We start from the raw sequence: 22818 nt of genomic DNA on the forward strand, positions 1-22818 counted from the left end.
TCCGATGATAGTGGGCATGGCTCCTCCCGGTGGGGTGGTTGCGGGGCCGCGCGCGGACGGCTGGATCAGCCGAGCCCGATCCGGGACCGGCAGCGCCACTCCAGGTAGCCCACGAACATCCAGAACTTGGCGAACACCGGATTGGTGGTGCCGCCATCGTGATACCGCTTGTAGAGCTGCTGGACGATGCCAGCGAGGCGGAACAATCCATACACCTCGTAGAACGTCCAGTCGTCGAGCGTGATCCCGGTGCGCGCGCAATAGTGCTGCACCACCTCGTCGCGCGTCATCATGCCGGGAAGGTGCGTGGGCTGCCGGCGGGTCTGCTGCATGACCTCGTCATCATCGGCCTGCACCCAGTACGCCAGCGATGCCCCGAGCTCCATCAGCGGATCCCCGAGGGTGGCCATCTCCCAGTCGAGGATGCCGATCACGCGAAGGGTGTCCAGCGAGTCGAACACGACATTGTCGAACCGGAAGTCGTTGTGGATCAGGCAGGTCGCCACATCGGGGGGCTGGTTGCCGGCCAGCCAGCGCATCACGGCCTCGAAATCCGGCACATTGTCGGTGCGGGCGCGCCGGTAGCGGTCCGACCAGCCGCTCACCTGCCGAGCGACATAGCCGGTGCCCTTGCCGAGATCGCGCAGTCCAGCGGCATCGATGTCGATGCCATGCAGCTCGACGAGCCGGTCGAGCATCTGCGTGCAGGCCTTTCGCGCCCCGTCGGGCGTCAGCTCGGCGCCCTCGGGCAGGTCGCGCCGCAGGATCACGCCGGAGAGGCGCTCCATCACATAGAACTCCGAGCCGATCACGGATTCGTCGGTGCACAGCGCCAGCATCTCCGGGACATGCGGGAACACGGGCGCGATGGCTTGCTGCACGCGGAACTCGCGCTGCATGTCGTGCGCCGAGGCGGCCCGGTGTCCTCCCGGAGGACGGCGCAGCACCAGCTCCCGGCCGGGGTACTCCAGCAGGTAGGTCAGGTTCGAGGCACCACCGGGGAACTGCCGCACCGCGGGCAGCGAGCCAAGCCCCTCGATGTGCTCCGCGAGCCAGGCGTGCAGGCGCGCGACATCGAACGCGTCATCCTCGCGCGGGGCGATCGTCGCGTCGCCGCCGCTCAACTCAGCCTCCGCACCACGCTTAGCGGCGCGAACCGCATGACCTGGGCCAGCACCGTCCACGGCCAGCCCGGAACATAGGCTTTCGCCGGCTCGCGCTCGATCGCTTTCACCAGGGCGCGCGCGCCCGATCGCGCGTCGGTCATCAAGGGTGTCTTGCCGGCCTGCGCGGTCATCTCGGACTCGATGTAGCCGGGCATGATCGTCGTGACCGCGATGGGGGAGCGCAGGTGCTGCATGCGGATGCCCTCGGCAAGGGAGGCAGCCGCGGCCTTGGTCGCCGCATAGGTGGTGATGTTGCCGCGCATGCCACGCACCGCGCTGACCGACGAGATCACCACGAGGTGGCCGGCATCCTGGGCGTGGAAGATCTCCAGCGCGGCCTCGCATTGCGCGAGCAGGCCGATCACATTGGTCTCGGCGGTCTGCCGGTTCGCCTCGAAGCTCCCGGTGCCCAGTGGCTGGCCCTTGCCGAGGCCGGCGTTGGCGATCACCCGGTCGATGCCGCCGAGCTCGTCGCGCAGCTCCCCGAACACGCGGAAGACGGCATCGTGATCGTTCACATCGAGCGCGCGGACCGCGACCGTGATGCCTGGGTGCGCGGACCGCAGCTCGGTGGCGAGCTGCTCGAGGCGGTCGGTGCGGCGCGCGCACAGGGCCAGGTCGCGCCCCATCGCCGCGAACTCCCGCGCCATTCCCTCACCGAGACCGGAGCTCGCGCCCGTGATGAGGATCTTCTGCCGAGTGGTGGCCATGGTCATGCTCCGTTCCGGTTCCTATCGCGATGCTTGGCGAGCTCCAGGCGCGAGACTACTCCGAGGTGCACCTCGTCCGGGCCGTCCGCGAGGCGCAGCGAGCGCGCGGCAGCGAACGCCGCGGCGAGCGGATAGTCCCCGGTCAGGCCGCCCGCGCCATGCAGCTGGATGGCCATGTCCACGACCTCCTGGGCCATGCGCGGCACCGACGCCTTGATCTGGGATAGCTCCGAGAGCGCGCCGAGCGGTCCGTGCTGGTCGAGCAGCCACGCGGTGTGCAGGACGTGCAGCCGGGCCTGGTTGATGGCGATGCGGGCCTGGGCCATGCGCTCGCGGTTCCCGCCGAGGTTGGCGAGCGGCTTGCCGAACGCGGTGCGCGTCGTCGAGCGGCGCGCGGCGAGCTCGAGAGCGCGCTCGGCGAGACCGATCAACCGCATGCAGTGATGGATGCGACCGGGTCCGAGCCGGCCCTGCGCGATCTCGAATCCCCGGCCTGGCCCGGCGATGATGTTCTCCCGGGGCACCCGCACGTCGGTGAAGGTGACCTCGCCATGCCCATAGGGCTCGTCCTGGAAGCCGAGGACGTCGAGCATGCGGGTCACGACCATTCCAGGGGCGCCCATGGGCACGAGCACCATCGAGTGACGCTGGTGGCGGTCGGCGTCAGGATCGGTGAGCGCCATGACGATCACGAAGGCGCAGTCAGGATGGCCGATGCCGGTGGAGAACCACTTGTGGCCATTGACCACCACCTCGTCGCCGTCGAGCACCGCGGTGGCGGTCATATTGGTGGCGTCCGAGGAGGCGACCTCGGGCTCGGTCATGCAGAACGCGGAGCGGATCTCGCCGCGCAGCAGCGGCAGCAGCCATTGCTCCTGCTGCCCCTCGGTGCCGTAGTGGACGAGTACCTCGGCGTTGCCGGTATCCGGGGCATTGCAGTTGAACACTTCCGGCGCGATGGCGTGGCGACCCATCAGCTCGGCACTAGGGGCGTAGTCGATGTTGCTCAGCCCGGGCCCGTGCCCGGTGCGCCGCGCGTACGCGGGCGGGAGGAAGAGATTCCACAAACCAGCCTCGCGGGCGCGCTGCTTCAGGGTATTCATGAGGGGCGGCACGCTCCAGGGCGAGGCCTGGGAACGGAGTTGCTCGTGGTACTCCTGCTCGACCGGGGCTATCTCGCTGGTGATGAATTCCCCGACCCGGTTACGGTACTCGGAAGCGGTAGCGGAGGCCGAGAAGTCCATGGCGGCCACCATACTCCGCTATCAAGCATTGCTCGATGAGTTTGCCGCGAGAACCCCGCCGCGACGACCCCCGCGAGCACTCCGCCCCAAGCAGCCCCAAGGAGGACCGCCCGTGAGCGACGGCGCCACCGCAACGCCCCCGCGCCGGAACCGGCAGAACCCGGATGAACGTCGCCGCCAGCTCATCGGCATCGGCCTCGAGATGCTCACCCGCCGACCGCTCCACCAGATCACCATCGACGAGGTGGCCATCGCCGCAGGCATCTCGCGCAGCCTGCTTTTCCATTACTTCCCCACCAAGCGGGACTACTACGCGGCCGTCATCCGGGCCGCCAGCAAGCGACTGCTGCGCGCCGCCCGCCAGGCCGGCACCGCCACCACCATCGAGGACATGCTCGACGGCTACCTCTCCTTCATCGAGCGCCGCCACCAGCCCTATGTGGCACTGTTCCAGTCCTCCGGCTCCGAGGACTGGATCCGCGAGATCCTCGCCGAGACCCGGGCCGCCCTCGTCGACCAGCTCATAGACCTGCTCGACCTGGACGAGCCACCCAGCGAACTGCTGCGCGCCGGGCTCGGTGCCTGGTTGTCCTTCGCCGAGGAGCTAGCGCTGGCCTGGGCGCGCACCAGCGCCGGAAGCCGCCAGGCGATCCTCGGCATGCTCAACGACACCTTGCACGCCGTGGTCCGCTCCGCCCTATCGCAGTGATTCCCGGGCGAGTTGCTCGGCCCGCAACGCTTGCTCGATCCGTTCCACGACCTCCAGCACCTCCACTCCACGGCGCAGCGACCCGGCCGTCGGGCCCGCGGAGCGATCGAGGAACTCGTCGAGCATCGCCCGATAGCACTCCAGGGCGGGCGTCTCGCGGCTCGCCAGCTCCACCACGCCCGACGGGCCCTGCGCGCACACCCGCAACCGCGATGGCATCACCGGGGTGCGCATGGACAATGTCGCCGTCGAGACCCGTTGCCCCGCATGCTCGAGCATGACCTTCGTCGCATCGCTCAACGCATCCCGGCGGGCGCGCAGCACGTCCGTCACCGGGCCGAGGAGCTCGATGAGCAGATCCAGCACGTGCGGGCCCACATCCACCAGGGCGCCACCGCGCTGCCGCCACGGTGACGCCGCGAACGGGCCGCCGAGCAACGCTCCCGACAGCCACTCCGCATCCGCCGTGGCCCACTCCCGGCCCGCCGCCGCATCCAGGAAGTCGCGTGTCTCCGGCGCGAACCGCCGCGCGAGGAACACGATCGAGCGCACGCCCTGCTCGCGGACAAGCCGCTCGAGCGCGACAGCATCGGCCATCGAGCCCGCCACTGGCTTCTCCAGGATCACATGCCTGCCCCGCGCGACGGCGAACATCGCGAGCTCGGCCTGCACCTCGGGCGGGACCGCGAACGCCACCGCATCCGATGCCGCCACGAGGTCGCCGAACGTATCGAAGACCGGCGCGCCCACCTGGGCCGCCGCAGCGGGATCACGCGCCCAGACGCCCACCAGCTCCACGCCGGGATGGACAGCCAGCGCCGGGGCATGCGTCATCAACGCCCACTGGCCCGCACCCGCCAAACCCACGCGCATCCTCATACCGTACCGGCGTCCGCGCCGATCAGGCCTCGGGCCACGGCGGTAGGCTGGACGGGCAACGCGAAAGGGGGCATCGATGGCAAGCCAGCTCGCGCACCCCGCATACGGGATGGCCCGCTCCGTCACCGAGCATGCAGCGGTCATCGTCGCGCGCAATCCGGGCCCCATGACGCTCGAGGGCACCAATACCTGGCTGCTGGGAGCCCCCGGGCAGCACGGCCGCATCCTCGTGGACCCCGGCCCGATGGACGAGCAGCACGCCGAGGCGATCATCGCTGCGGCAGGCACGATCGAGCTCATCCTCATCACCCACCGCCACCACGATCACACCGCCGGCATCGACCTGCTCGCCGAGCGAACCGGCGCTCCCGTGCGGGCCCGTCTGCCCGAGCACTGCCGCGACGCTGCCCCGCTGGGGGAGGGGGAGGAACTGCGGGCGGGCGGGCTCGAGCTCACCGTCCTGCCGGCGCCCGGGCATACCGCGGACTCGATCATGCTCGCCGTGGCCGATGCCGCCGTTCCCGCCTTGCTCACCGGTGACACGATCCTGGGTCGTGGCACGACTGTGCTCGACGCAACAGATGGTGATCTCGGTGACTATCTGGAGACCCTCGGCAGCATCATCGACCGTCATTCCGGGCATCTCGTGCTTCCCGGGCATGGCCCCGAGCTGCCGGACGCCGCCACGGCCGCGAGCGACTACAGGGCGCACAGGCTGCACAGACTCGATGAGGTGCGCGACGCCCTGCGCGTGCTGGGGGAAGGCGCGAGCGCCCGGGACATCGTCGAGCGGGTCTATGCCGCGGTCGATAGGTCGCTGTGGGGAGCGGCGGAATCATCGGTGCTGGCGCAGCTCGACTACCTCCGCGATCGCGCATGATCCGGACAACCGTACTAAGCTACCGGACAAAGGTGCCCGATGCGCGGGATTCGCGCATCGGGCAGGCCTAGGCGGGGATGCCTCCCGGAGCCGCTCGCACGCGGCAGCAGACTGCGGCAGCAAGCTGGGGGGCTGCCGGAAGCGATCGATGAACGATCGGCCACGGGGGGATTTCCCGCACGCATTAGGTCCATGCGACAGAAACGGGGAACACATGACTGAGCCAACGGCGGTCCAGGGGAGCGCGAACGACACCGCCGCGACGAGCGTGGATGACAACACGGCCAGCGAGCGTGGAGTCTTCGCCGAACGACTCGACGAGCTGTTCCGCAACGTGCCGGACCCGCAGGGGCGGCGCTACACGGGCTCGGCGATCGCGCGTCGATCCACCGAGCTGGGATTCAAGCTGGGCGAGTCCTACCTGAGCCAGCTGCGATCCGGCAAGGCACGGACCCCGTCCTTCCGCACGGTCGAGGGCATCGCAGCAGCGTTCGGGGTGGACGTGCGCTTCTTCCTCGAGGACGGCGGTCGCGAGCGCAGCCGCAACGAGATCGACATGATGCGACTGCAGGCCGACCGCAGCATCCATGACGTGGCCTACAAGCTCGCCGGGCTCTCGGAGTCCTCGGTGCACATCGTGCACGAGCTGATCAAGGTGCTTCGCGTCCAGCAGGGCCTGCTCCCGGACCCCCAGCCCGAGTCCTGACCAGGCGCTCGCGAGGGCGCGAACTGGCTACCGCTGCATCAAGGCAGTGGTTGCGGCACAAGCAGTGGTTGCGGCAAGGCAGTGGCGGCGGCACAAGCACCCCGAATCGTCAAACGCGATAGAAACCGACCCGGAATTCCGGTGGCTTCTATCGCGTTTGGCGGTTTGAGTCCTAGCGAGCCCGGCGGGCCAGCCGCTCCGAGTCAGAGATCAGCACGCTCTTGCCCTCGAGCCGCAGCCAGCCGCGATGCGCGAAATCAGCGAGCGCCTTGTTCACGGTCTCCCGCGATGCGCCCACGAGCTGGGCGATCTCCTCCTGCGTCAGATCATGCGTGACCCGCAGCGCGCCATTCTCCTGGGTGCCGAAGCGCTGCGCGAGCTGCAGCAGCGCCTTCGCGACACGGCCCGGGACATCGGTGAAGATGAGGTCCGCGAGGTTGTTGTTGGTGCGGCGCAACCGGCGTGCCAGCACGCGCAGCAGCTGCTCGGCGATCTCGGGACGCTGCCCGATCCATTCCTTCAGCGCCGCGCGGTCCATGCTCACGGCCCGCACCTCGGTGACGGTCGTCGCGCTCGACGTGCGGGGCCCCGGATCGAAGATGGACAGCTCGCCGAACATGTCCGACGGACCCATGATCGCGAGCAGGTTCTCCCGGCCATCCGGCGACCGGCGGCCGATCTTCACCTTGCCGTTGACGATGATGTACAGCCGGTCGCCCGGCTCGCCCTCGTTGAAGATGACATGCTGGCGCGGGAAATCCACCGGCTGCAACTGGTGGGTGAGCGCGGCGATGGCGGAGGGCTCGACTCCCTGGAAGATTCCGGCTCTGGCCAGGATCTCGTCCACGTGGGCTCCTTCGGGAACTCGTCGGCACCGGAACAGCATCCAGTGCCGCTAGGTCTTGGGAACGCAGGCAACATTAAGCACCGAACGCCCGCATTCAGCCCCACTCTAGTGGCTTTCATCACATATTGTCCGGTGCTTTCGCGTTATGGACGCAGCGGATGAAGCCTTGCACAGCAGGGGAAGCGGGTCACGACGCTGCCCAGAGTGTGGTGGCTACCACTTGATCTTGCACAATGGGACCCGGAAATTCCACTCGGGCGCCCTGCGCGGCCCGCTGGCGGAACTCATTCGCGGCGTAGCGATCCCGTCTTTGCCAAGGGGGAGTCCGTGGCGCAGCTCGCCATAAGGATCCGCTCGACCCGATCAAGGCCCATGGCGAAGAACATCAGCAGCACCGGGATGAGCAGCACCGCCATTCCTTCCATGCATCCAGTCAACACCTCGGAGGTCTCGGAAAGGCAACGTCCCGGCACCGGCCCGGACACTAGCTCGCGCGAGCACGGCTCCGCCAAGCGATCCGTACCCTGGACCCGTGAGCACACCCCAACCGCGCCGGCGCCCGCGCCGCGCGCCCGAGACCCGACTAGGCCTCGTGCGCCGTGCCCGCCGCATGAACCGGACCCTCGGGCGCGCCTTCCCGCATGTGTATTGCGAGCTCGACTTCACCACGCCGCTCGAGCTCGCAGTCGCCACCATCCTCTCCGCCCAATGCACGGACAAGCGGGTCAACGAGGTAACCCCGGCGTTGTTCGACCGCTACCGCACCGCCGCGGACTATGCCGGGGCGAACCGGGCCGAGCTCGAGGAACTGATCCGGCCCACCGGGTTCTACCGCAACAAGGCCAGCTCGCTGATCGGGCTCGGGCAGGCCGTCACCGAGCGGTTCGACGGCGTGCTGCCCAGCACCCTCGAGCAGCTCGTCACCCTGCCCGGAGTGGGCCGCAAGACCGCGAACGTCATCCTCGGCAACGCCTTCGATGTCCCTGGCATCACCGTCGACACCCACTTCGGGCGGCTGGTGCGCCGCTGGCAGTGGACCGAGGAGACCGATCCGGTCAAGGTCGAGCACGCCATCGGGGAGCTCATCGAGAAGCGCGAGTGGACGCTCCTCTCGCACCGCGTCATCTTCCACGGCCGACGCGTCTGCCACTCCCGGCGGCCCGCGTGCGGCGCGTGCATCCTCGCCTCCGACTGCCCGTCGTTCGGCACCGGTCCCACCGACTACGCGACCGCTGCGGCACTGGTTCGCGGACCCGAGACCGAGCACCTGCTCGCGCTCGCGCGGCCCGCGAGCGAGCAGGACGCATCATGAGCTCCGGAGCCCGGGGCAGCCTCGCTGCCCTCGCTATCGTGCTTGCGCTGATCGTTGCCATCTGGCCGCGGGGCGAGGAGGAGGCGACCACGCCCGGCACCGTGCCCGGTCGAGGAAGCCAGTCCGAGCAAGCGGAGGGGCGCCTCCCCGTCGCCAACGAGGCGCTCGCCGCCGATCGTGCCCGCGCCAGCCTCGAGCCATGCCCCGCCGGAAGCAGCACCACTGGGGCATCCTGGCCGACGGACCACCCATTGCGGGGCATCGAGCTGGGCTGCCTCGCGGACGGTGCTCCCGTCGATCTCGAGGCGGCGCTCGCCGGGAAGCCCGCCGTGCTCAACATCTGGGCCTACTGGTGCGGGCCGTGCGCCGAGGAGCTGCCCGCCATGCAGGAGTACGCGCGCGGCGTGGCGGGGGACATCACCGTGCTCACCGTGCACCGTGACCCGAACGAGGCCAACGCCCTCGCCCGGCTCGCCCAGTATGGAGTGACCATTCCCGGGCTGCAGGACGGCAGGGGCCGCATCCCGGCGGAGCTCGGCGCGCCCCCGGTGCTACCCGTCACGATCGTGTTCGATGCGGACGGTAGTGTCGCCGGTATTCTCGCCGAGCCCTTCACCACTGCCGGCCAGATCCAGGAAGCGGTCTCGGCAGCCTTGCAAGGAGAACCCCGATGAGCACCCTCGGCCACGGGCCCACCCCGCCATGGCTGGCCCATGTCTGCGCCAAGTCCCCCGACGCGCACCCCCGCATGATGCTGCGTGCCCCGGAGGATGTCATCCCGCGCCCCGCGGCAGTGCTCATGCTCTTCGGCGGAAGCGAGCAACCCGACCCCCGGCGTCCTGGGGGACTGCCCGATGATGCCTACATCCTCCTGACCCAGCGCGCCGCCACGATGCGGCAGCACCGCGGCCAGGTCGCCTTCCCCGGAGGCGCTGCGGATCCTGGGGATACCGGGCCCGTCGATACCGCGCTGCGGGAGGCGCGCGAGGAGACCGGGCTCGACCCTGCTGGCGTTCGGCCGCTCACGCTGCTGCCCGGGATCTACGTGCCCGTCTCCGGGTTCGAGGTCACTCCGGTTCTCGCCTACTGGGAAACACCGAGCCCCATCGGTGTGGTCGATCCCACCGAAGCGTCCCGCGTCGACACCGTTGCCGTGCATGACCTCATCGAACCGAGCAATCGATTCGTGCTGAGCCACCCCGACATGCCGTACGATTCGCCAGCATTCGTCACGGACGGCATGCTGATCTGGGGCTTCACCGCGGGACTCCTCGCGGGAATGCTCTCGGTCTCGGGGTGGGAGAAGCCCTGGGACCAATCCGATGTGAGGGATCTGGAATCAACCCTCGCCCAGTACGGCATGGAGGTACATCGCCGGTGACAGGCTCGCAGTGGATCGACCTCATCCTGCTCGTCGGCGTGCTCCTCGCAGCAGTGTCTGGCTGGCGGCACGGCGCCCTCGCCTCGGGCCTCGCCTTCGTCGGAGTCGTGATCGGCGCGATCTTCGGCATCATGCTCGCGCCGCGCGTCGTCGTCATCGTCGATGACCAGTTCGGGCGCTTGATCATCGGGCTCCTCCTCATCGTCGCGCTCGTCATCCTCGGCGAGGTATGCGGCATGGTGATCGGCCGCACCGCCCGAGGATTGCTCCGTGCCCAGGTGCTGCACTTCGTGGACAGCATGATCGGTGCGATATTCCAGGGCATCGCGATCCTCGTCGCGGCCTACCTGCTCGCGATCCCCGCGGCGTCCGCGGGCCGCGCCGATCTCGCCGCCGCCGTTCGCGGCTCCAACCTGCTCACGCAGGTCGACCAGGTCGCCCCGGAATGGCTCCAGGAGATCCCCCGCGACTTCGCGGACCTCATCAATACCTCCGGCCTGCCCGACGTGCTCGGGCCGTTCGGTCGCACGCCCATCGCGGCCGTCGATCCGCCAGACGGTGATGTCGCGTTCTCACCGGTGGTCACCGAAGTGCAGCGCAGCGTGCCGCGGGTCCGGGGCACCGCCACTTCCTGCTTGAAATCGCTGGAGGGCAGCGGCATCGTCGTCGCGCCGACGCTGGTCATGACGAACGCGCACGTCGTCGCCGGCACCGAGGGCGTCACCGTCGAGACCCTCGATGGCGTGTTCGATGCGACGGTCGTCGTTTTCGACCCGGCCGCCGACATCGCCATCCTCCGTGCCCCCGGCCTGCCCGCGGCGCCGCTGGGCGTCGTCGACGGACTTGTCGAGCGAGGCACCAGCGGTGTTGTCGTCGGCTACCCGGGCGGGGGGCCGTACACCGCGAACGCGGTGCGCATCCGTGATGTCGTCGAGCTCTCCGGCCCGGACATCTACCAGTCCAGCACCGTCAACCGCGAGGTCTACACCATCCGCGGCACGATCCGGCAGGGCAACTCCGGTGGACCGTTGCTCGATGGGGAGGGCAACGTGCTCGGCGTGGTGTTCGGCGCGGCCGCGGATGATCCGGAGACTGGCTTCGTGCTCACCAACAGGGAGATCGCTCCGCACCTCAACGCGGCAGCGTCAGCGTTCAACCCCGTCGGAACCGGTGCCTGCGTGTGAACCAGTCCCGGTGCGCGCGCGCACGAACTCGATGAGCCGCGAGCTCACGAGGTCCGGGGCTTCCTCGTGCACGAAATGCCCCACCCCGTAGACGATCTGTAGTTCCCGGTTGGGTGCCCACGTCTTGTCCCGGTAGAGCGACCCCGCCAGGATGAACGGGTCCGCCGCGCCGTGGATCTGCAGCACGGGCTGAGGCAGCTTCTGGCGCATCGAGCGGAAGAAGCGCCGCCCATCCGAGCGGAACTGCGAGCGGAACGCCCAGCGGTGGTACTCCAGCGCGCAGTGCGCGGCACCGGGGATCTGCACTGCCATGCGGGCATTGCGCGCGACCTCCGGGAAATCCGCGGATCGCACCCACGCCACGCCGCTGCGCTGCCGCAGCATCTCCTCGGCATAGGCACCGTCATCGCGCACGAGACGGCGCTCGGGCAGCCACGGGACCTGGAAGGGCAGCAGGGCCCTCGTCAGCGCCACGCGCTGGTTGCGGTCGCGCAATGCCGCGCGCTTCACCGACATCGGGTGCGGGGAGCCAATGACCGCGATGGCCCGGACCTGCCGGGGGTGCAGCGCGGCCGTGGCCCAGCACACCAGCCCGCCCTCCGCGTGGCCGACGATGATGGCGTCCTGCAGGCCCAGCGCGCGCACGAGCCCAGCGGTGTCTCCGGCGAGCGTCCAGCCGTCGTAGCCGCGCGGGGGCTTATCGGTATCGCCGTAGCCGCGCAGATCGATAGCGAAGGCCCGGATTCCGGCGTCCGCGAGCGCGCGCAACTGGTTGCGCCACGTCCACCAGAATTCGCCGAAGCCGTGCAGCAGCAGCACCGTGGGGACATCAGGACCAGTGGGCCCTGCCTCGGCCACGTGGAACCGGATGCCGTTCGCGTGCACGTCCCGGTGCTTCCACGGGCCTTCGAAGCGCACGCGCGAGGGATCGGGGGCAACCATTCCGCGGCCTTCCCGCTATTCTCCGGGCTGCCTGCTATCGCGAGCTCGAGGAGGACCCGGGAAGCTGGGCCCGCTGGGACTCGGCCAGCTCGCCGCGCGCGAACCGCTCCGCCGACGGCAGCACCTCCCGCAGGCCCTTCACTGATTCGATGGTGTGCTCCGGCTTCTTGAGCTTGCGCACCTTCAAGTAGCCGATCAGGCCGCAGATCGCTGCAGCGAGCACCATGATGAGGAACACGACGCCCCAGGCGGCCCATTGCCACAGCCAGAGCTCGAGGACATGGCCGAGGAAGAAGAAAAAGAAGAACAGGCTGAACAGCAGGATCACGCCGGCGACAACGAAGAAGACGCTGCCCTTCACGCCCTTCTTGACCTCGCCCACCACTTCGGACTTGGCGAGCTCCACCTCGGCGCGGAACAACGTCGACACCTGCGACGTCGCCTCCTTGACGAGATCACCGATCGATACGGACTCACCGGGGCGTCGGGCATCCGCGTCCGCGAGCGGGATCGACGCGACGGTACGTGGCACCCCGTCCCCCGTGTAACGCCCATTGCTGCGGTCGTTGAAGGTCACGTGCACTCCTCCACTTGGGTTGTGGCGTCTACTCGCTCGACGATCGAAAGGCGGTCTGCCGCCTATGTTGCCACGTCTTGGGCCATCCGTACCGGATTAGGTGCGCATTGCGGCCCAACTTCCGCGCGATCATCGGTCAAACACGACGGGGCGGGCAGGCCATCGCGGCCATGCCCGCCCCTCGGCGATCCGGGGGATGCGCTACTTCTGGCGCAGCGATTCCACCACCGCCGGATCGACCAGCGTCGAGGTATCGCCGAGCTCCCGGCCCTCGGCGACATCGCGCAGCAGGCGGCGCATGATCTTGCCGCTGCGGGTCTTCGGCAGCTCCGGCACGACGTAGATGTCGCGCGGCTTCGCGATGTGGCCGATGTCCTTGGCGACCGCTGCCCGCATGCTCGACACCAGCTCGTCGCCGGTGTTCTCCACGCCCTTGCGGAGGATCACGAACGCGACGATGGCCTGCCCCGTCGTCTCGTCCGACGCCCCGATCACGGCTGCCTCCGCGACCGCGTCATGCCCGACGAGCGCCGACTCGACCTCCGCGGTGGAGATGCGGTGCCCGGAGATGTTCATGACGTCATCGACGCGGCCCAGGACCCAGATGGCGCCATCCTCGTCGAACTTCGCGCCATCGCCGGCGAAGTAGTAGCCCTGCTCGGCGAACCGCGACCAGTAGGTGTCCTTGAAGCGCTGCATGTCGCCCCAGATGCCGCGCAGCATCGACGGCCACGGCTTGTCCACCACCAGGTAGCCATTGGCCTCCGTGGCGCCCCGCTCCACCGCGTGGGCCTCGTCATCGACGATCTGCACCGAGATGCCCGGCAGCGGAGCCATCGCCGAGCCCGGCTTGGCCTCGGTGACGCCCGGCAGCGGCGAGATCATGATCGCGCCGGTCTCGGTCTGCCACCACGTATCAACGATCGGGCACCGGCCATGGCCGAACACCTCGTGGTACCAGCGCCACGCCTCGGGGTTGATCGGCTCGCCCACCGTGCCGAGCAGCCGCAGCGTCGACAGGTCGTGCGCGTCGGGGATCTCGCGGCCCCACTTCATGAACGTGCGGATCAGCGTCGGCGCCGTGTAGTAGATCGTGACGCCGTACTTCTCGATCACCTCGAAGTGGCGATGCTCGTTCGGCGAGTTCGGCGTGCCCTCGTACACCACCTGGGTGGCACGGTTCGACAGCGGCCCGTACACGATGTAGCTGTGCCCGGTCACCCAGCCGATGTCGGCGGTGCACCAGTACACGTCCTTGCCGGGCTTGTGATCGAACACGGCATCATGGGTGTAGGAGGTCTGCGTGAGGTAGCCGCCCGAGGTGTGGACGATGCCCTTCGGCTTGCCCGTGGTGCCCGAGGTGTACAGCAGGAACAGTGGATGCTCGGCATCGAAGGCCTGTGCCTCGTGCTGGTCCGATGCCTGTTCCACCGTCTCGTGCCACCACACGTCGCGGCCCTCCTGCCACGGCGTGTCCTGCCCGGTGCGGCGCACCACCAGCACATGCTCCACCGACGGTGCAGGGGTCTCGCCGCCGATGGCCTCATCGACCGACGCCTTGAGCGGGGCCGGCTTGCCGCGGCGGAACTGCCCGTCGGTGGTGATCACCAGCTTGGCGGAGGCATCGTCGATGCGGGACCGCAGCGCGCTCGAGGAGAACCCCGCGAACACCACCGAGTGCGTCAGTCCCAGGCGGGCGCAGGCGAGCATCGCCACGATCGCCTCGGGGATCATTGGCATGTAGATCGCCACCCGGTCACCAGGCTGCAATCCCAGCTCGGTGAGGTAGTTGGCTGCCTTCGAGACCTCCGCGAGCAGGTCGCTGTAGGTCAGCGCGCGCGAATCCCCGGGCTCGCCCTCCCAATGGATGGCGACCTGATCGCCGTGGCCGGCCTCGACGTGCCGGTCGACGCAGTTGTAGGCGACATTCAGCTTTCCATCGGCGAACCATTTGGCCACTGGTGCCTCCGACCAGTCCAGCACCTCGCTGAACGGCGTGTGCCAGTGCAGCCGCCGGGCCTGCTTCGCCCAGAATGCCTCCCGGTCCTCCTCGGCCTCCTGGTACAGGCTCGCCTGCGCGTTGGCCTGCGCAGCGAACTCCGCGCTGGGGGCGTAGGCGGACAAGGCCCGCTCGGTCAGGTCTGTCGACATTGCGTGCTACTCCTCGTTCGGCTCCTCGATTGGCGGACACGGTGTCCGGCTCAACCCTGTGCGACTCTGCCTGTGAGGGTAGTCACATCTCGCCAGGGCGCGCATGACCCTTGCCTGTGTGTGGGATCACATCAGCGACGAGCGGTCGGAAACCAGCGGCCGACGGCTGGCTGGCTGCGTCACCCACCTGGTACGAGGCTGATGTCCGCGCGCCGCAGCAGGGGTGCTCCGATCAGCGTCGTCCACCCAGGAACATCGGCCGGGTCAAGGCCAGTCGCGTGCCCGTACAGCGCCCGCCGCGCCTGGCCCTCGGCCTCGGAGCCGGTCGCGGCGGCCACCTCGGCAGCGAGCGCCAGCGGATCCGGCAGCTCCGCGAGATCCTGCTGGCCCGGATTGCGGGACGGCACCGCGTAGGCGCCCGTGTTCGGCGGGCTACCGGGATATTGCGGGAAGTTGCCCGCGGCGGGGTCGACCGGCGCGTAGCAGATCGGCCCGCGATCATCGAAGAACCGGGGCTCGTCCTGGTTCGGCACATAGTTGCCGCGCGGATTCGCGAGCTCGATCGTCATGTTCAGCCCAGGCATGCCCTTGCCCTTGCCGAATGCCACCTCCAGCCTGTCGCGCAGCTCCGCGAAGTAGGAGAGGGAACACCCGAACATGGGGGAGTAGCGAGCAAGCAGCCCGAGCGTCTCGCGCGAATCAGCAGCGATGCCGATGATGTGGTCCTCGTTCTCCTCCAGGAAGCGCGCCGCATCCATGCCCGCGCCGATCAGCGACTCATGCATGGCCGCGAGATCCGCGCTCCGCTCGATGATCGTCCTATTGGTCCCGCGGAGGTCATCGAGCGCGACCACGAGCTCGGGCAGCACATCCGAATAGGTCTCCGAGAGCACCGCGAGGTCGCCGAGCTGTTGCTCGAGGGCGGGTGCCTCCGTGTTGATCGACTCGGCCATCCGGGAAAAGCGGTCCATCATCTCGCCGATGCGTTCCCCACGGCCTGCCACCGCGGCATTGATCGACCCGAGGGTCATGGCGAGATCCGCCGGCGGCACCGCGTCGAGCAAGTCATGGAACACGTCATACATCCGGGCGGCATCGACGGTGCTGCCGCTCGCATCCTCATGGATCACATCGCCCTGCTGCACGGGACGCGACCGGACGCCAGTATCGACGAGCTGCACATAGCGCTCCCCGAACAGGGTCTTGGGCACGATGCGCGCGGTCACGCTCGACGGGACCAGGTGCGCCGAGCTGCCGACGATAGCGAGGGAGACCTCCACCGTGAAATCTGATCGCAGCCGAACATCCGTGACCTCTCCGACGAGCGCGCCACCCAGCTTCACATCGGACCCGGTGGACAGAGCATTGCCGACGGTGCCGACCAGGACCGTCACCGCTACGCGCTCGGTGAACGCATTGCGGTAGATCATCGTCGTGGTGGTCATGAAGCCGACGATCATGGCGATGAGGACGACCCCCAGGCCCACATGGCGCCAGGAACCAGTGAACTCGTCGTCCTCGTGATCGGCGTCCTCGGGCCGCTCCTGCGGCGCTGGGTGATCGCTCATAGCTTCCCGTGCGGCCTCTCGCTGTCCCGGCTGAGCCGCCGCGGCACTAGCGCGTATTAGCGCGTTTTAGCGCGTCACGATGACTCATTAACTCATGCGCCTAACACGTTGCGGCACAGCCTGATCCAGTCCAAGCGGAACGGGTGATAAGTGAGCAAGCGCTCCTAGGGTGCCGTTCTATGGCGACGGGCACAGCCACGAGGCCCGCGGGTGGCGGTCACACGCTGGCGGGCTGGCGGGACGAATTTGGAGGTGCCCCGGAAGTGCTACCGAATGCACCCCCTGGAGGCCCGGATCCAGGTGCAAGACCGCACACAACCGCCAGCGGAAGCGCGCTGCGACCGTCGTCTCTTCAGGTGCGCCCGCTGGTGACGGTAGCGTCATGATGCGTGACCGAATTTGTAGATCCCCTAGCACCGATACTCGAGATGCCCGGAATCAGCGACGCCGCGGAACGAGCACGGTCCGCGCTCGGCGAGGCGCACCGCCACTCGGCCAACCGTCGCGAATGGGCCAAGAGCGCCACCGAGGCCTCCGTGCGCGCGGCCCGGGCGTCCTCCGCGCTCGACGGCGGAAAGACCGAGCTCGACCCCTCCGGATCGATCGAGGACCCCACCCTCTCCGGTGCGATGCGCGTGGCGCAGGCGCTCGACGGGGAGGCGCTGACCACTATCTCGGGGACCTGGAAGCGCGCGCCGCTGCAAGTCCTGGCCAGGCTGCACATGCTCGCGGCAGCCGATCTCGTCGATGACCATGATCGTCTCGGGCGGCCACGGCCCGATCCAGGCGTGGGGGAGCGGCTCGAGCTCCTCGCGCATCTCGTTACCGGGGGGACGCGGGCGCCCGCGCCGGTGACCGCGGCCGTGGTCCACGGTGAACTTCTTGCCCTGCGGCCATTCGGCACTGCCGATGGCATCGTCGCGCGCGCGGCGTCCCGGCTCATCGCGGTCACCTCAGGCCTCGACCCGCACAACCTGGGTGTACCGGAGGCAAGCTGGCTGCAGCGCGCGGGCGCCTATCGCAGTGCCGCGGCAGGGTTCGAGACAGGCACGGCGCAGGGCGTGGGCAACTGGGTTATCCTGTGCTGTGGCGCGATGGAAGCTGGTGGTCGAGAGGCCGTGGCCATCGCTGACGCCGCGAGCGCCTGAGCGGGAATACGTCGCCAATGATCATGATCTAGGACGCGATCAGAAATGATCCCGTCGCCTACCGAAGGGTTATTCGGGCATTGAAAAGCGGGCGGTGAAACCCAATTCACCGCCCGCGTAGCACTAAGTTCCAGGTTACCATGCGTGCTTTATGTGGGTTGTGTGGGAAGGCCTCGGCGAGAGCGCCACCTGGAAATGCATCCCCTTCCCACAAGGGGAGAGCCATTCCGGTAATGGCGACGTTTCGCAGGCCCACAACACTTCTGCCCTTACGCGGCGTGCTCCGCGTGGGTGCCTGGTTCTCGTGCTCAGGAGCTTTGACCGGGGAGGTCGAGATCTTCTCTTCCGATTCGGCCCTGTCCTGTCGTGCTCCCTTACCTATTTTGTACTCCTGACCTGCATCCGCTGCAAGGGGTTCAGTCGAATTGGAGCGAGTCCAGAAACTGCTAGCGGGAGCGCCGCAAGAAGCTGAGCGCTACCGCGCCCGCGGCGACCGCGGCCCCGAGCCCGACCGCAGCGGTCGTGGCGAGCGTTCGCGTGGACGGGGCGGGGAGGTGCTCGCGCAGTGAAATGGAGTCCGAGAAAGTGAGGATCGGCCAGCCCGCCGAGGCTGCTTTCCGTCGCAATTGTCGATCAGGATTGACCGCGGTGGGATGCCCGACAAGATCAAGCATCGGCAGGTCCGAGATCGAATCGGAGTAGGCATAGCACTGTGCGAGATCATAGCTTTTTTCCGCAGCGAGCCGGAAGATCGCATCGGACTTTGCCTCGCCCTGGCAATAGAACGAGTACTCGCCCGTGTACTTCCCGTCCTGCGCAGCCATCTCGCTGGCGATGATGGCGTCAGCACCGAGCGCATCAGCGATAGGCGTGACGACCTCGCGCCCGGAAGCGGACACAACGACCACTGCATGGCCACGCGCGCGGTGGTCCTCCATGAGCGCCGCTGCTTCGGCAAACACGAAAGGCGTGACGATATCGCGCAGTGTTTCCTCGACGATCGCCTCCACCTGTTCGATCTCCCAGCCAGTGCACATCGAGGCGATATGGGTGCGCAAGCGCTCCGTCTGCTCATGGTCGGCTCCCGGCAGCAGTGCGAGGAACTGCGCATAGCTGCTCTTGAGCACTGCCCTCCGATTGATCAGCCCGGTCTCCGCGAATGGCTTGCTGAATGCCAGCGTTGATGACCGCGCGATAATGGATTTGTCCAGGTCGAAGAAGGCGGCAGGGGATCCGTGGTTCGCGGTGCCATCATGAGGGTGAGTCACACGCCCAGGATAGTGGCACTAGCCACACTTTGCGGCTGTCCGCGCTGCTCGTGCGACGTTGATCCCGCTGTGGCCTGGCTGTAGACTGAGATTCAGCAAAATTTTGGTGCTTGATTGCGGAAACACTTGCGCGATCGTGTGTACTATGAAGGCACTCGGACATGATCCGGGTGAGTTCAGCCCGACCCCCCGGGGCTGAACTCCGACGACCCCCGCCCCCTCCCCCCCTGGCGGGGGTCGTCCTCTATCTGTACCCCGGTGAGGGTTCCCGGGCGTGTTATCCACAGGGCCGGGCTTATCCACAGCGCAGGCACAGCAGCTGGAACGCTCCGCGGGCTCCCCGCACAGTTGAGGCATGCCCAAGCCTCCCGGCACGGACCTCGTGCATCCGGCGCACGCAGAGGTCGCGCTCGCCCGCATCGACGATCCAGAGCTGCTCGCCAGCGCCCGCCGCATCACCGCGTCGCTCGGCCTCGGAATCGTCGAGACGCACCAGTACGACGATCCTGGTAGCACGCTGCCGGGGGCTCTGGCGCCGAGCAGCACGAGCGAGGCGCCATCATTGCGCAAGCTCTGGGAGTCCGCGCGACTCGTGATCCTCGATGACCACGGTGCCCGGCGCTGCCGGGAGGATGGGCTCGGCCGACGGGGCGGCATCATCAGCGTCGTCGGCCGCGGCGGCACCGCACCGCCCAGCCCGGATGCATGGCGCGATCATGTCGCGCTCGGCACCGAGCATGTCTTCGAGCTCCCCGACGACGAGCACGCCATGATGCAGGCCATCTCTGGAATCCGCGCGCGCAGTGGCACCAATCCTGGCCGCACCATCGCGGTCACCGGCGCCTGCGGCGGGGCAGGCGCCACTGTGTTCGCCTCCGCACTCGCCCTGGCCCACGCGAAGGAGGCCCTGGTCGTCGACCTCGATAGCCATGGCTGCGGCATCGATCTGCTGCTCTCCGCGGAAAACGACCCCGGACCACGGTGGAACGACATCGCAGCCATCACCGGCAGCATCGCGCCCGAAGCGCTATGGTCCGCGCTGCCCTCCCGCGGCGCCACGGCGTTCCTCGCTCATCAACGAGGCGCCGAGCCAGCGCCTCCGAGCCCGCGCGCGCTCGAAGCCATCCTCGCCTCCGCTCGTGATTCCGGGCGGCTCACCGTCTGCGACATGCCACGAGCAGGAGACGAGTCCGCCACCCTTGCCCTCGCCGCCGCCGACCTCACCGTGATCGTGGTGCCCGCCAACCTCCGGGCCTGCGCCGCAGCGCAAAAAGTCATGCGATGGGCACGGCCGCGCAGCCGGGACATCGGCATCATCGTCCGCGGGCCCGCACCCAGTGGCCTCGCGGTCACAACCATCAGCCAAGCATGCGATGCCCGCGTGATCGCCACCATGCGACCCGAGCCCCGGCTCGATTCCAGGCTCGACGCCCACGGACTGCGCCTTTCCGTCCGGTCGCCGCTGCGCAAGGCAGCCTTGTCCGTTCTCGCGGACCCATCGATCGACCCAGGCAGCTACATCGCTCCAGGCAGGACCCTATGAGCCACCAGCACGCGCAACTGCTCGACAAGGTCCGTGCGAGGCTCGCCGACAACACCCAGCCACTAACCCCGGAGCAATTGGTCGTCCTGATCCGCGACGAGTCGCGCGGAATGATCAGCGACCACGACACCCTCGCGGTCCTCCGCGCGATGCACACCGATCTTCATGGAGCAGGACCTCTCGACCCGCTTCTCGACGACGAGACCATCACTGACGTGATCGTCAACGGAGCAGGGACCGTCTACGCCGACCGGGGCAGCGGCCTCGTCCCCAGCGGGATCGAGCTCCCCGACGAGCAATCGGTCCGGCGACTCGCCCAGCGCCTCGCGATCGCTGCGGGAAAGCGCCTCGACGAATCACAGCCCTGGGCCGACGGCCACCTGCCCCGCAGGAACTCCACGACCTCGATCCGCCTGCACGCGGTGCTGCCGCCGTTGTCCGTCGACGGGACCTGCATCTCCCTGCGCATCCTCCGTCCCGCCCGCCACAGCCTCCAAGACCTGACCAGAACCGGCATGCTCACCGCGGCCAGCAAGCACCTGCTCGAGTCCCTCATCGCCGCGCGACGCTCGTTCCTCATCACCGGAGGCACGGGCGCAGGCAAGACCACACTGCTCTCGGCCCTGCTCGCCGAGGCGGCCGATGACGAGCGCATCATTTGCATCGAGGACGCCACCGAGCTCAATCCACCGCATCCGCACCTGGTGCGGCTCGCCGCCCGTGGCGCCAACATCGAGGGAATCGGCGCCATCGCGCTGCGCGACCTCATCCGCCAGGCACTGCGCATGCGCCCCGACCGGCTCATCATCGGCGAAGTGCGGGGGAGCGAGGTCATCGACCTGCTCGCCGCGCTCAATACCGGGCACGAGGGAGGGGCCGGAACCGTGCACGCCAACTCGCCGCGCGAGCTGCCCGCCCGCCTCGAAGCCCTCGCCGCGCTCGGCGGCCTTCCGCGGCATGCTTTGCACAGCCAGCTCGCGGCGGCCGCCCACATCGTGCTTCATGTGCAGCGCGAGCAAGCGCAACGCGTGCTCACCGAGATCGGGATCATCAAGCCCCAGCCGAACGGGCTCACCACCGTCGAGACGGCGTGGACCAGGCAGGACGGCGCGAGCGACGCGTGGCAGGAACTCCTCGACCTGCTCGCCAGTCGAGCCCACGCCGCAGGGGGCCACAATGTGGCCTAGCTTCATCCTCGCGGCGGCGGCCCTACTCGTCCTCCCAGCGACAACCGTGCGTCCTCGTCTCGAGCAACTCGGGCTCACGCACCACGCATGGCTAGCAAGACAGCTCCCGCTGCGCGGCCCCGGCCAGGCGTGGCAGTGGATGATCGGCGCCACGGCGCTCCTGGTCACCGTGCTCCTTCTCGGCCCGGCACTAGCGCTATCCGGAACCGTCATCGCTGCCACCGCCTGGCGCTTGCGCGCGCGGGCACGGTCCCGCCAGAGAGCCGAGCGATCCGCCACCACACTCGTCGGCTGCCTCGACGACATCATCGCCGAGCTGCGCGCCGGCGCCCACCCCGCCGCAGCAACCTCCCGCCTCCGCAGCGGCAAGCAGCACGGCATCGCCAAGGCGTTCGCCCGGGCAGCTGCGCGGACCCAGCTAGGCCTGCCCGTCGCCGGAGCATTCGCGCACCCCGGCACCGACCCGCGCCTGAAACACATCGGAGCAGCCTGGATGCTCGCCACCACCCACGGCATGCCCCTCGCCACCCTGCTCGAGGAAGCCCGCACCGGCCTCGTTCTCGAGGACAGGCGCGACAAGCACGTCCGTGCAACGCTGGCCGGAGCGCGCGCCACCGCCGTTCTGCTCGCCATGCTGCCCGCGCTCGGAACCGTCCTCGGCGAACTGATCGGCGCAAGCCCCCTGCGCGTCCTGCTGACCACGCCGATCGGCAACGCTCTGCTCCTCGTCGGCACCATCCTCGCGTGCACCGGCTTGCTGTGGACGCACTCGATCACCGACAAGGCAGCCCACGGATGACCACAGCCACCGCCATCGCGTGCGTGCTCGCTGGAGCGGGCATCCTCGCCTGCCCCGAGCGGGCGAGCGCCCCGCGGCTGAGCCGGATCGTCCACCGCGACACGAGCATCATGGAGAGCTCCGGGCCCTCCGCCCAGCAGTCCCGGCTCGAGCCTCTCGCGCTCGACCTCTACAGTGCCTGCCTGGCCGCGGGCCTCGGACCGGCCACCGCCGCCCAGGCGGTCTTCCGAGCCACCGGCACGACCTTCTTCGGGCGGGCCGCCGAGCTTCTCGGGATAGGGCTGGACACCGGCGCAGCCTGGGAGAGCGCCGCGACCACGCCCGGCGAGCAGTCATTCGCGCGGGCGGCGCAACGCTCGCATCGCACCGGGACACAGCTCACCGCGACCTCCAGGAGCGCCGCGCAAGCACTCCGCGACGACGAGCACCATGCCGCCACCGCGCGCGCCGAGAGAGCATCCGTGCTGATCGCCGCGCCCCTCGGGCTCTGCTTCCTGCCAGCCTTCCTGTGCCTCGGAATCATTCCCGTCGTCGTCGGGCTCGCTACCCAGCTCGTCCCGGCGGTCCTGCGATGAGCGGCACGAATATCCCCGCGATAGGGCACACGACCACCCAGG

The 22818-nt window shown here is 68.6% G+C and carries 23 protein-coding genes; 12 read left to right on the top strand and 11 right to left on the bottom strand.

From position 1 onward, the window contains the following. Positions 1–65: 65 nt before the first annotated feature. From FXO18_RS07170 to FXO18_RS07180, 3 genes are read right to left on the bottom strand one after another with little or no spacing between them, the layout of a single operon-like run. Positions 66–1124 carry a phosphotransferase family protein gene (locus tag FXO18_RS07170; RefSeq protein ID WP_149360399.1) on the bottom strand — a complete coding sequence of 353 codons (1059 nt, stop codon included), beginning with the start codon at positions 1122–1124 and terminating at the stop codon, positions 66–68. Continuing rightward, on the bottom strand, positions 1121–1882 hold the full coding sequence (locus tag FXO18_RS07175; protein ID WP_407936448.1) for an SDR family oxidoreductase: 762 nt from the start codon (positions 1880–1882) through the stop codon (positions 1121–1123). Before FXO18_RS07175 ends, FXO18_RS07170 begins: the two co-directional genes overlap by 4 nt. Further along, positions 1879–3120: an acyl-CoA dehydrogenase family protein gene (locus FXO18_RS07180; RefSeq protein WP_149360401.1), complete on the bottom strand. Its 1242-nt coding sequence runs from the start codon at positions 3118–3120 to the stop codon at positions 1879–1881. The genes FXO18_RS07175 and FXO18_RS07180 overlap by 4 nt, the downstream gene beginning before the upstream one ends. A 112-nt stretch (positions 3121–3232) precedes the next feature. On the opposite strand from FXO18_RS07180, the gene FXO18_RS07185 reads away from it, so the two are divergent. Next, entirely contained in the window at positions 3233–3829 is a 597-nt protein-coding gene (locus FXO18_RS07185; RefSeq protein WP_235900518.1) for a TetR/AcrR family transcriptional regulator, read from the top strand. On the opposite strand, the gene FXO18_RS07190 is transcribed toward FXO18_RS07185, so the two are convergent. Then, on the bottom strand, positions 3818–4702 hold the full coding sequence (locus FXO18_RS07190) for a Gfo/Idh/MocA family protein (RefSeq protein WP_149360402.1): 885 nt from the start codon (positions 4700–4702) through the stop codon (positions 3818–3820). The two genes, FXO18_RS07185 and FXO18_RS07190, sit on opposite strands and share 12 nt — an antisense overlap. Positions 4703–4784: 82 nt before the next feature. On the opposite strand from FXO18_RS07190, the gene FXO18_RS07195 reads away from it, so the two are divergent. Further along, positions 4785–5588 (top strand): MBL fold metallo-hydrolase, encoded by an 804-nt coding sequence (locus FXO18_RS07195; protein WP_223114597.1) that lies wholly within the window; start codon positions 4785–4787, stop codon positions 5586–5588. A gap of 214 nt (positions 5589–5802) precedes the next feature. Next, positions 5803–6294, top strand: a complete 492-nt coding sequence (locus FXO18_RS07200) for a helix-turn-helix domain-containing protein (RefSeq protein ID WP_235900519.1) — start codon at positions 5803–5805, stop codon at positions 6292–6294. Positions 6295–6466: 172 nt separating this feature from the next. Here FXO18_RS07200 and FXO18_RS07205 read toward each other — a convergent pair whose 3' ends face one another. Together FXO18_RS07205 and FXO18_RS15890 are read right to left on the bottom strand one after the other, a co-directional pair. Continuing rightward, complete coding sequence (locus tag FXO18_RS07205; RefSeq protein WP_149360403.1) at positions 6467–7141, bottom strand: Crp/Fnr family transcriptional regulator; 675 nt, start codon at positions 7139–7141, stop codon at positions 6467–6469. 284 nt (positions 7142–7425) lie between these two features. Further along, positions 7426–7566 (bottom strand): hypothetical protein, encoded by a 141-nt coding sequence (locus FXO18_RS15890; protein WP_187774237.1) that lies wholly within the window; start codon positions 7564–7566, stop codon positions 7426–7428. Positions 7567–7751: 185 nt separating this feature from the next. Here FXO18_RS15890 and nth point away from each other — a divergent pair, with 185 nt between their 5' ends. The 4 genes from nth to FXO18_RS07225 are packed head-to-tail and all read left to right on the top strand — an operon-like array spanning position 7752 to position 11018. Next, positions 7752–8453 carry an endonuclease III gene (gene nth, locus FXO18_RS07210; protein WP_149360789.1) on the top strand — a complete coding sequence of 234 codons (702 nt, stop codon included), beginning with the start codon at positions 7752–7754 and terminating at the stop codon, positions 8451–8453. Next, positions 8450–9127: a TlpA family protein disulfide reductase gene (locus FXO18_RS07215; RefSeq protein WP_149360404.1), complete on the top strand. Its 678-nt coding sequence runs from the start codon at positions 8450–8452 to the stop codon at positions 9125–9127. The genes nth and FXO18_RS07215 overlap by 4 nt, the downstream gene beginning before the upstream one ends. Beyond that, entirely contained in the window at positions 9124–9834 is a 711-nt protein-coding gene (locus tag FXO18_RS07220) for an NUDIX hydrolase (protein WP_149360405.1), read from the top strand. Before FXO18_RS07215 ends, FXO18_RS07220 begins: the two co-directional genes overlap by 4 nt. Beyond that, on the top strand, positions 9831–11018 hold the full coding sequence (locus FXO18_RS07225; RefSeq protein ID WP_149360406.1) for a MarP family serine protease: 1188 nt from the start codon (positions 9831–9833) through the stop codon (positions 11016–11018). Before FXO18_RS07220 ends, FXO18_RS07225 begins: the two co-directional genes overlap by 4 nt. Here FXO18_RS07225 and FXO18_RS07230 read toward each other — a convergent pair. The 4 genes from FXO18_RS07230 to FXO18_RS07245 all read right to left on the bottom strand — a co-directional run bounded on the left by FXO18_RS07230 (position 10980) and on the right by FXO18_RS07245 (position 16256). Beyond that, entirely contained in the window at positions 10980–11960 is a 981-nt protein-coding gene (locus tag FXO18_RS07230) for an alpha/beta fold hydrolase (protein ID WP_149360407.1), read from the bottom strand. The two genes, FXO18_RS07225 and FXO18_RS07230, sit on opposite strands and share 39 nt — an antisense overlap. Before the next feature lie 34 nt (positions 11961–11994). Then, complete coding sequence (locus FXO18_RS07235; RefSeq protein ID WP_407936449.1) at positions 11995–12543, bottom strand: phage holin family protein; 549 nt, start codon at positions 12541–12543, stop codon at positions 11995–11997. Between the two features lie 195 nt (positions 12544–12738). Further along, positions 12739–14688 (bottom strand): acetate--CoA ligase, encoded by a 1950-nt coding sequence (gene acs, locus FXO18_RS07240; protein ID WP_149360409.1) that lies wholly within the window; start codon positions 14686–14688, stop codon positions 12739–12741. 179 nt (positions 14689–14867) lie between these two features. Then, positions 14868–16256, bottom strand: a complete 1389-nt coding sequence (locus FXO18_RS07245; protein WP_149360410.1) for an MCE family protein — start codon at positions 16254–16256, stop codon at positions 14868–14870. Between the two features lie 428 nt (positions 16257–16684). Between FXO18_RS07245 and FXO18_RS07250 the strand changes: the two genes are divergently transcribed. Then, positions 16685–17404, top strand: a complete 720-nt coding sequence (locus tag FXO18_RS07250; protein WP_149360790.1) for a Fic family protein — start codon at positions 16685–16687, stop codon at positions 17402–17404. A 446-nt stretch (positions 17405–17850) separates the two neighbouring features. Here the strand turns inward: FXO18_RS07250 and FXO18_RS07255 are convergent, their stop codons facing one another. Then, a complete protein-coding gene (locus tag FXO18_RS07255) occupies positions 17851–18672 on the bottom strand; it encodes an HAD-IB family hydrolase (RefSeq protein WP_149360411.1) in 822 nt (273 codons plus the stop codon). Between the two features lie 355 nt (positions 18673–19027). Here FXO18_RS07255 and ssd point away from each other — a divergent pair, with 355 nt between their 5' ends. The 4 genes from ssd to FXO18_RS15900 are packed head-to-tail and all read left to right on the top strand — an operon-like array spanning position 19028 to position 22776. Beyond that, positions 19028–20215 carry a septum site-determining protein Ssd gene (gene ssd, locus FXO18_RS07260; RefSeq protein WP_149360412.1) on the top strand — a complete coding sequence of 396 codons (1188 nt, stop codon included), beginning with the start codon at positions 19028–19030 and terminating at the stop codon, positions 20213–20215. After that, positions 20212–21402 carry a TadA family conjugal transfer-associated ATPase gene (locus FXO18_RS07265; protein WP_149360413.1) on the top strand — a complete coding sequence of 397 codons (1191 nt, stop codon included), beginning with the start codon at positions 20212–20214 and terminating at the stop codon, positions 21400–21402. Before ssd ends, FXO18_RS07265 begins: the two co-directional genes overlap by 4 nt. Then, positions 21392–22201, top strand: a complete 810-nt coding sequence (locus FXO18_RS15895; protein WP_187774238.1) for a type II secretion system F family protein — start codon at positions 21392–21394, stop codon at positions 22199–22201. The genes FXO18_RS07265 and FXO18_RS15895 overlap by 11 nt, the downstream gene beginning before the upstream one ends. Then, the gene (locus tag FXO18_RS15900) at positions 22198–22776 is read left to right on the top strand and encodes a type II secretion system F family protein (RefSeq protein ID WP_187774239.1); all 579 of its coding nucleotides are present in this window, start codon (positions 22198–22200) and stop codon (positions 22774–22776) included. The genes FXO18_RS15895 and FXO18_RS15900 overlap by 4 nt, the downstream gene beginning before the upstream one ends. Positions 22777–22818: the final 42 nt, after the last annotated feature.

Source organism: Lolliginicoccus suaedae (genome assembly GCF_008312885.1).
GTDB classification, from domain to species: domain Bacteria; phylum Actinomycetota; class Actinomycetes; order Mycobacteriales; family Mycobacteriaceae; genus Lolliginicoccus; species Lolliginicoccus suaedae.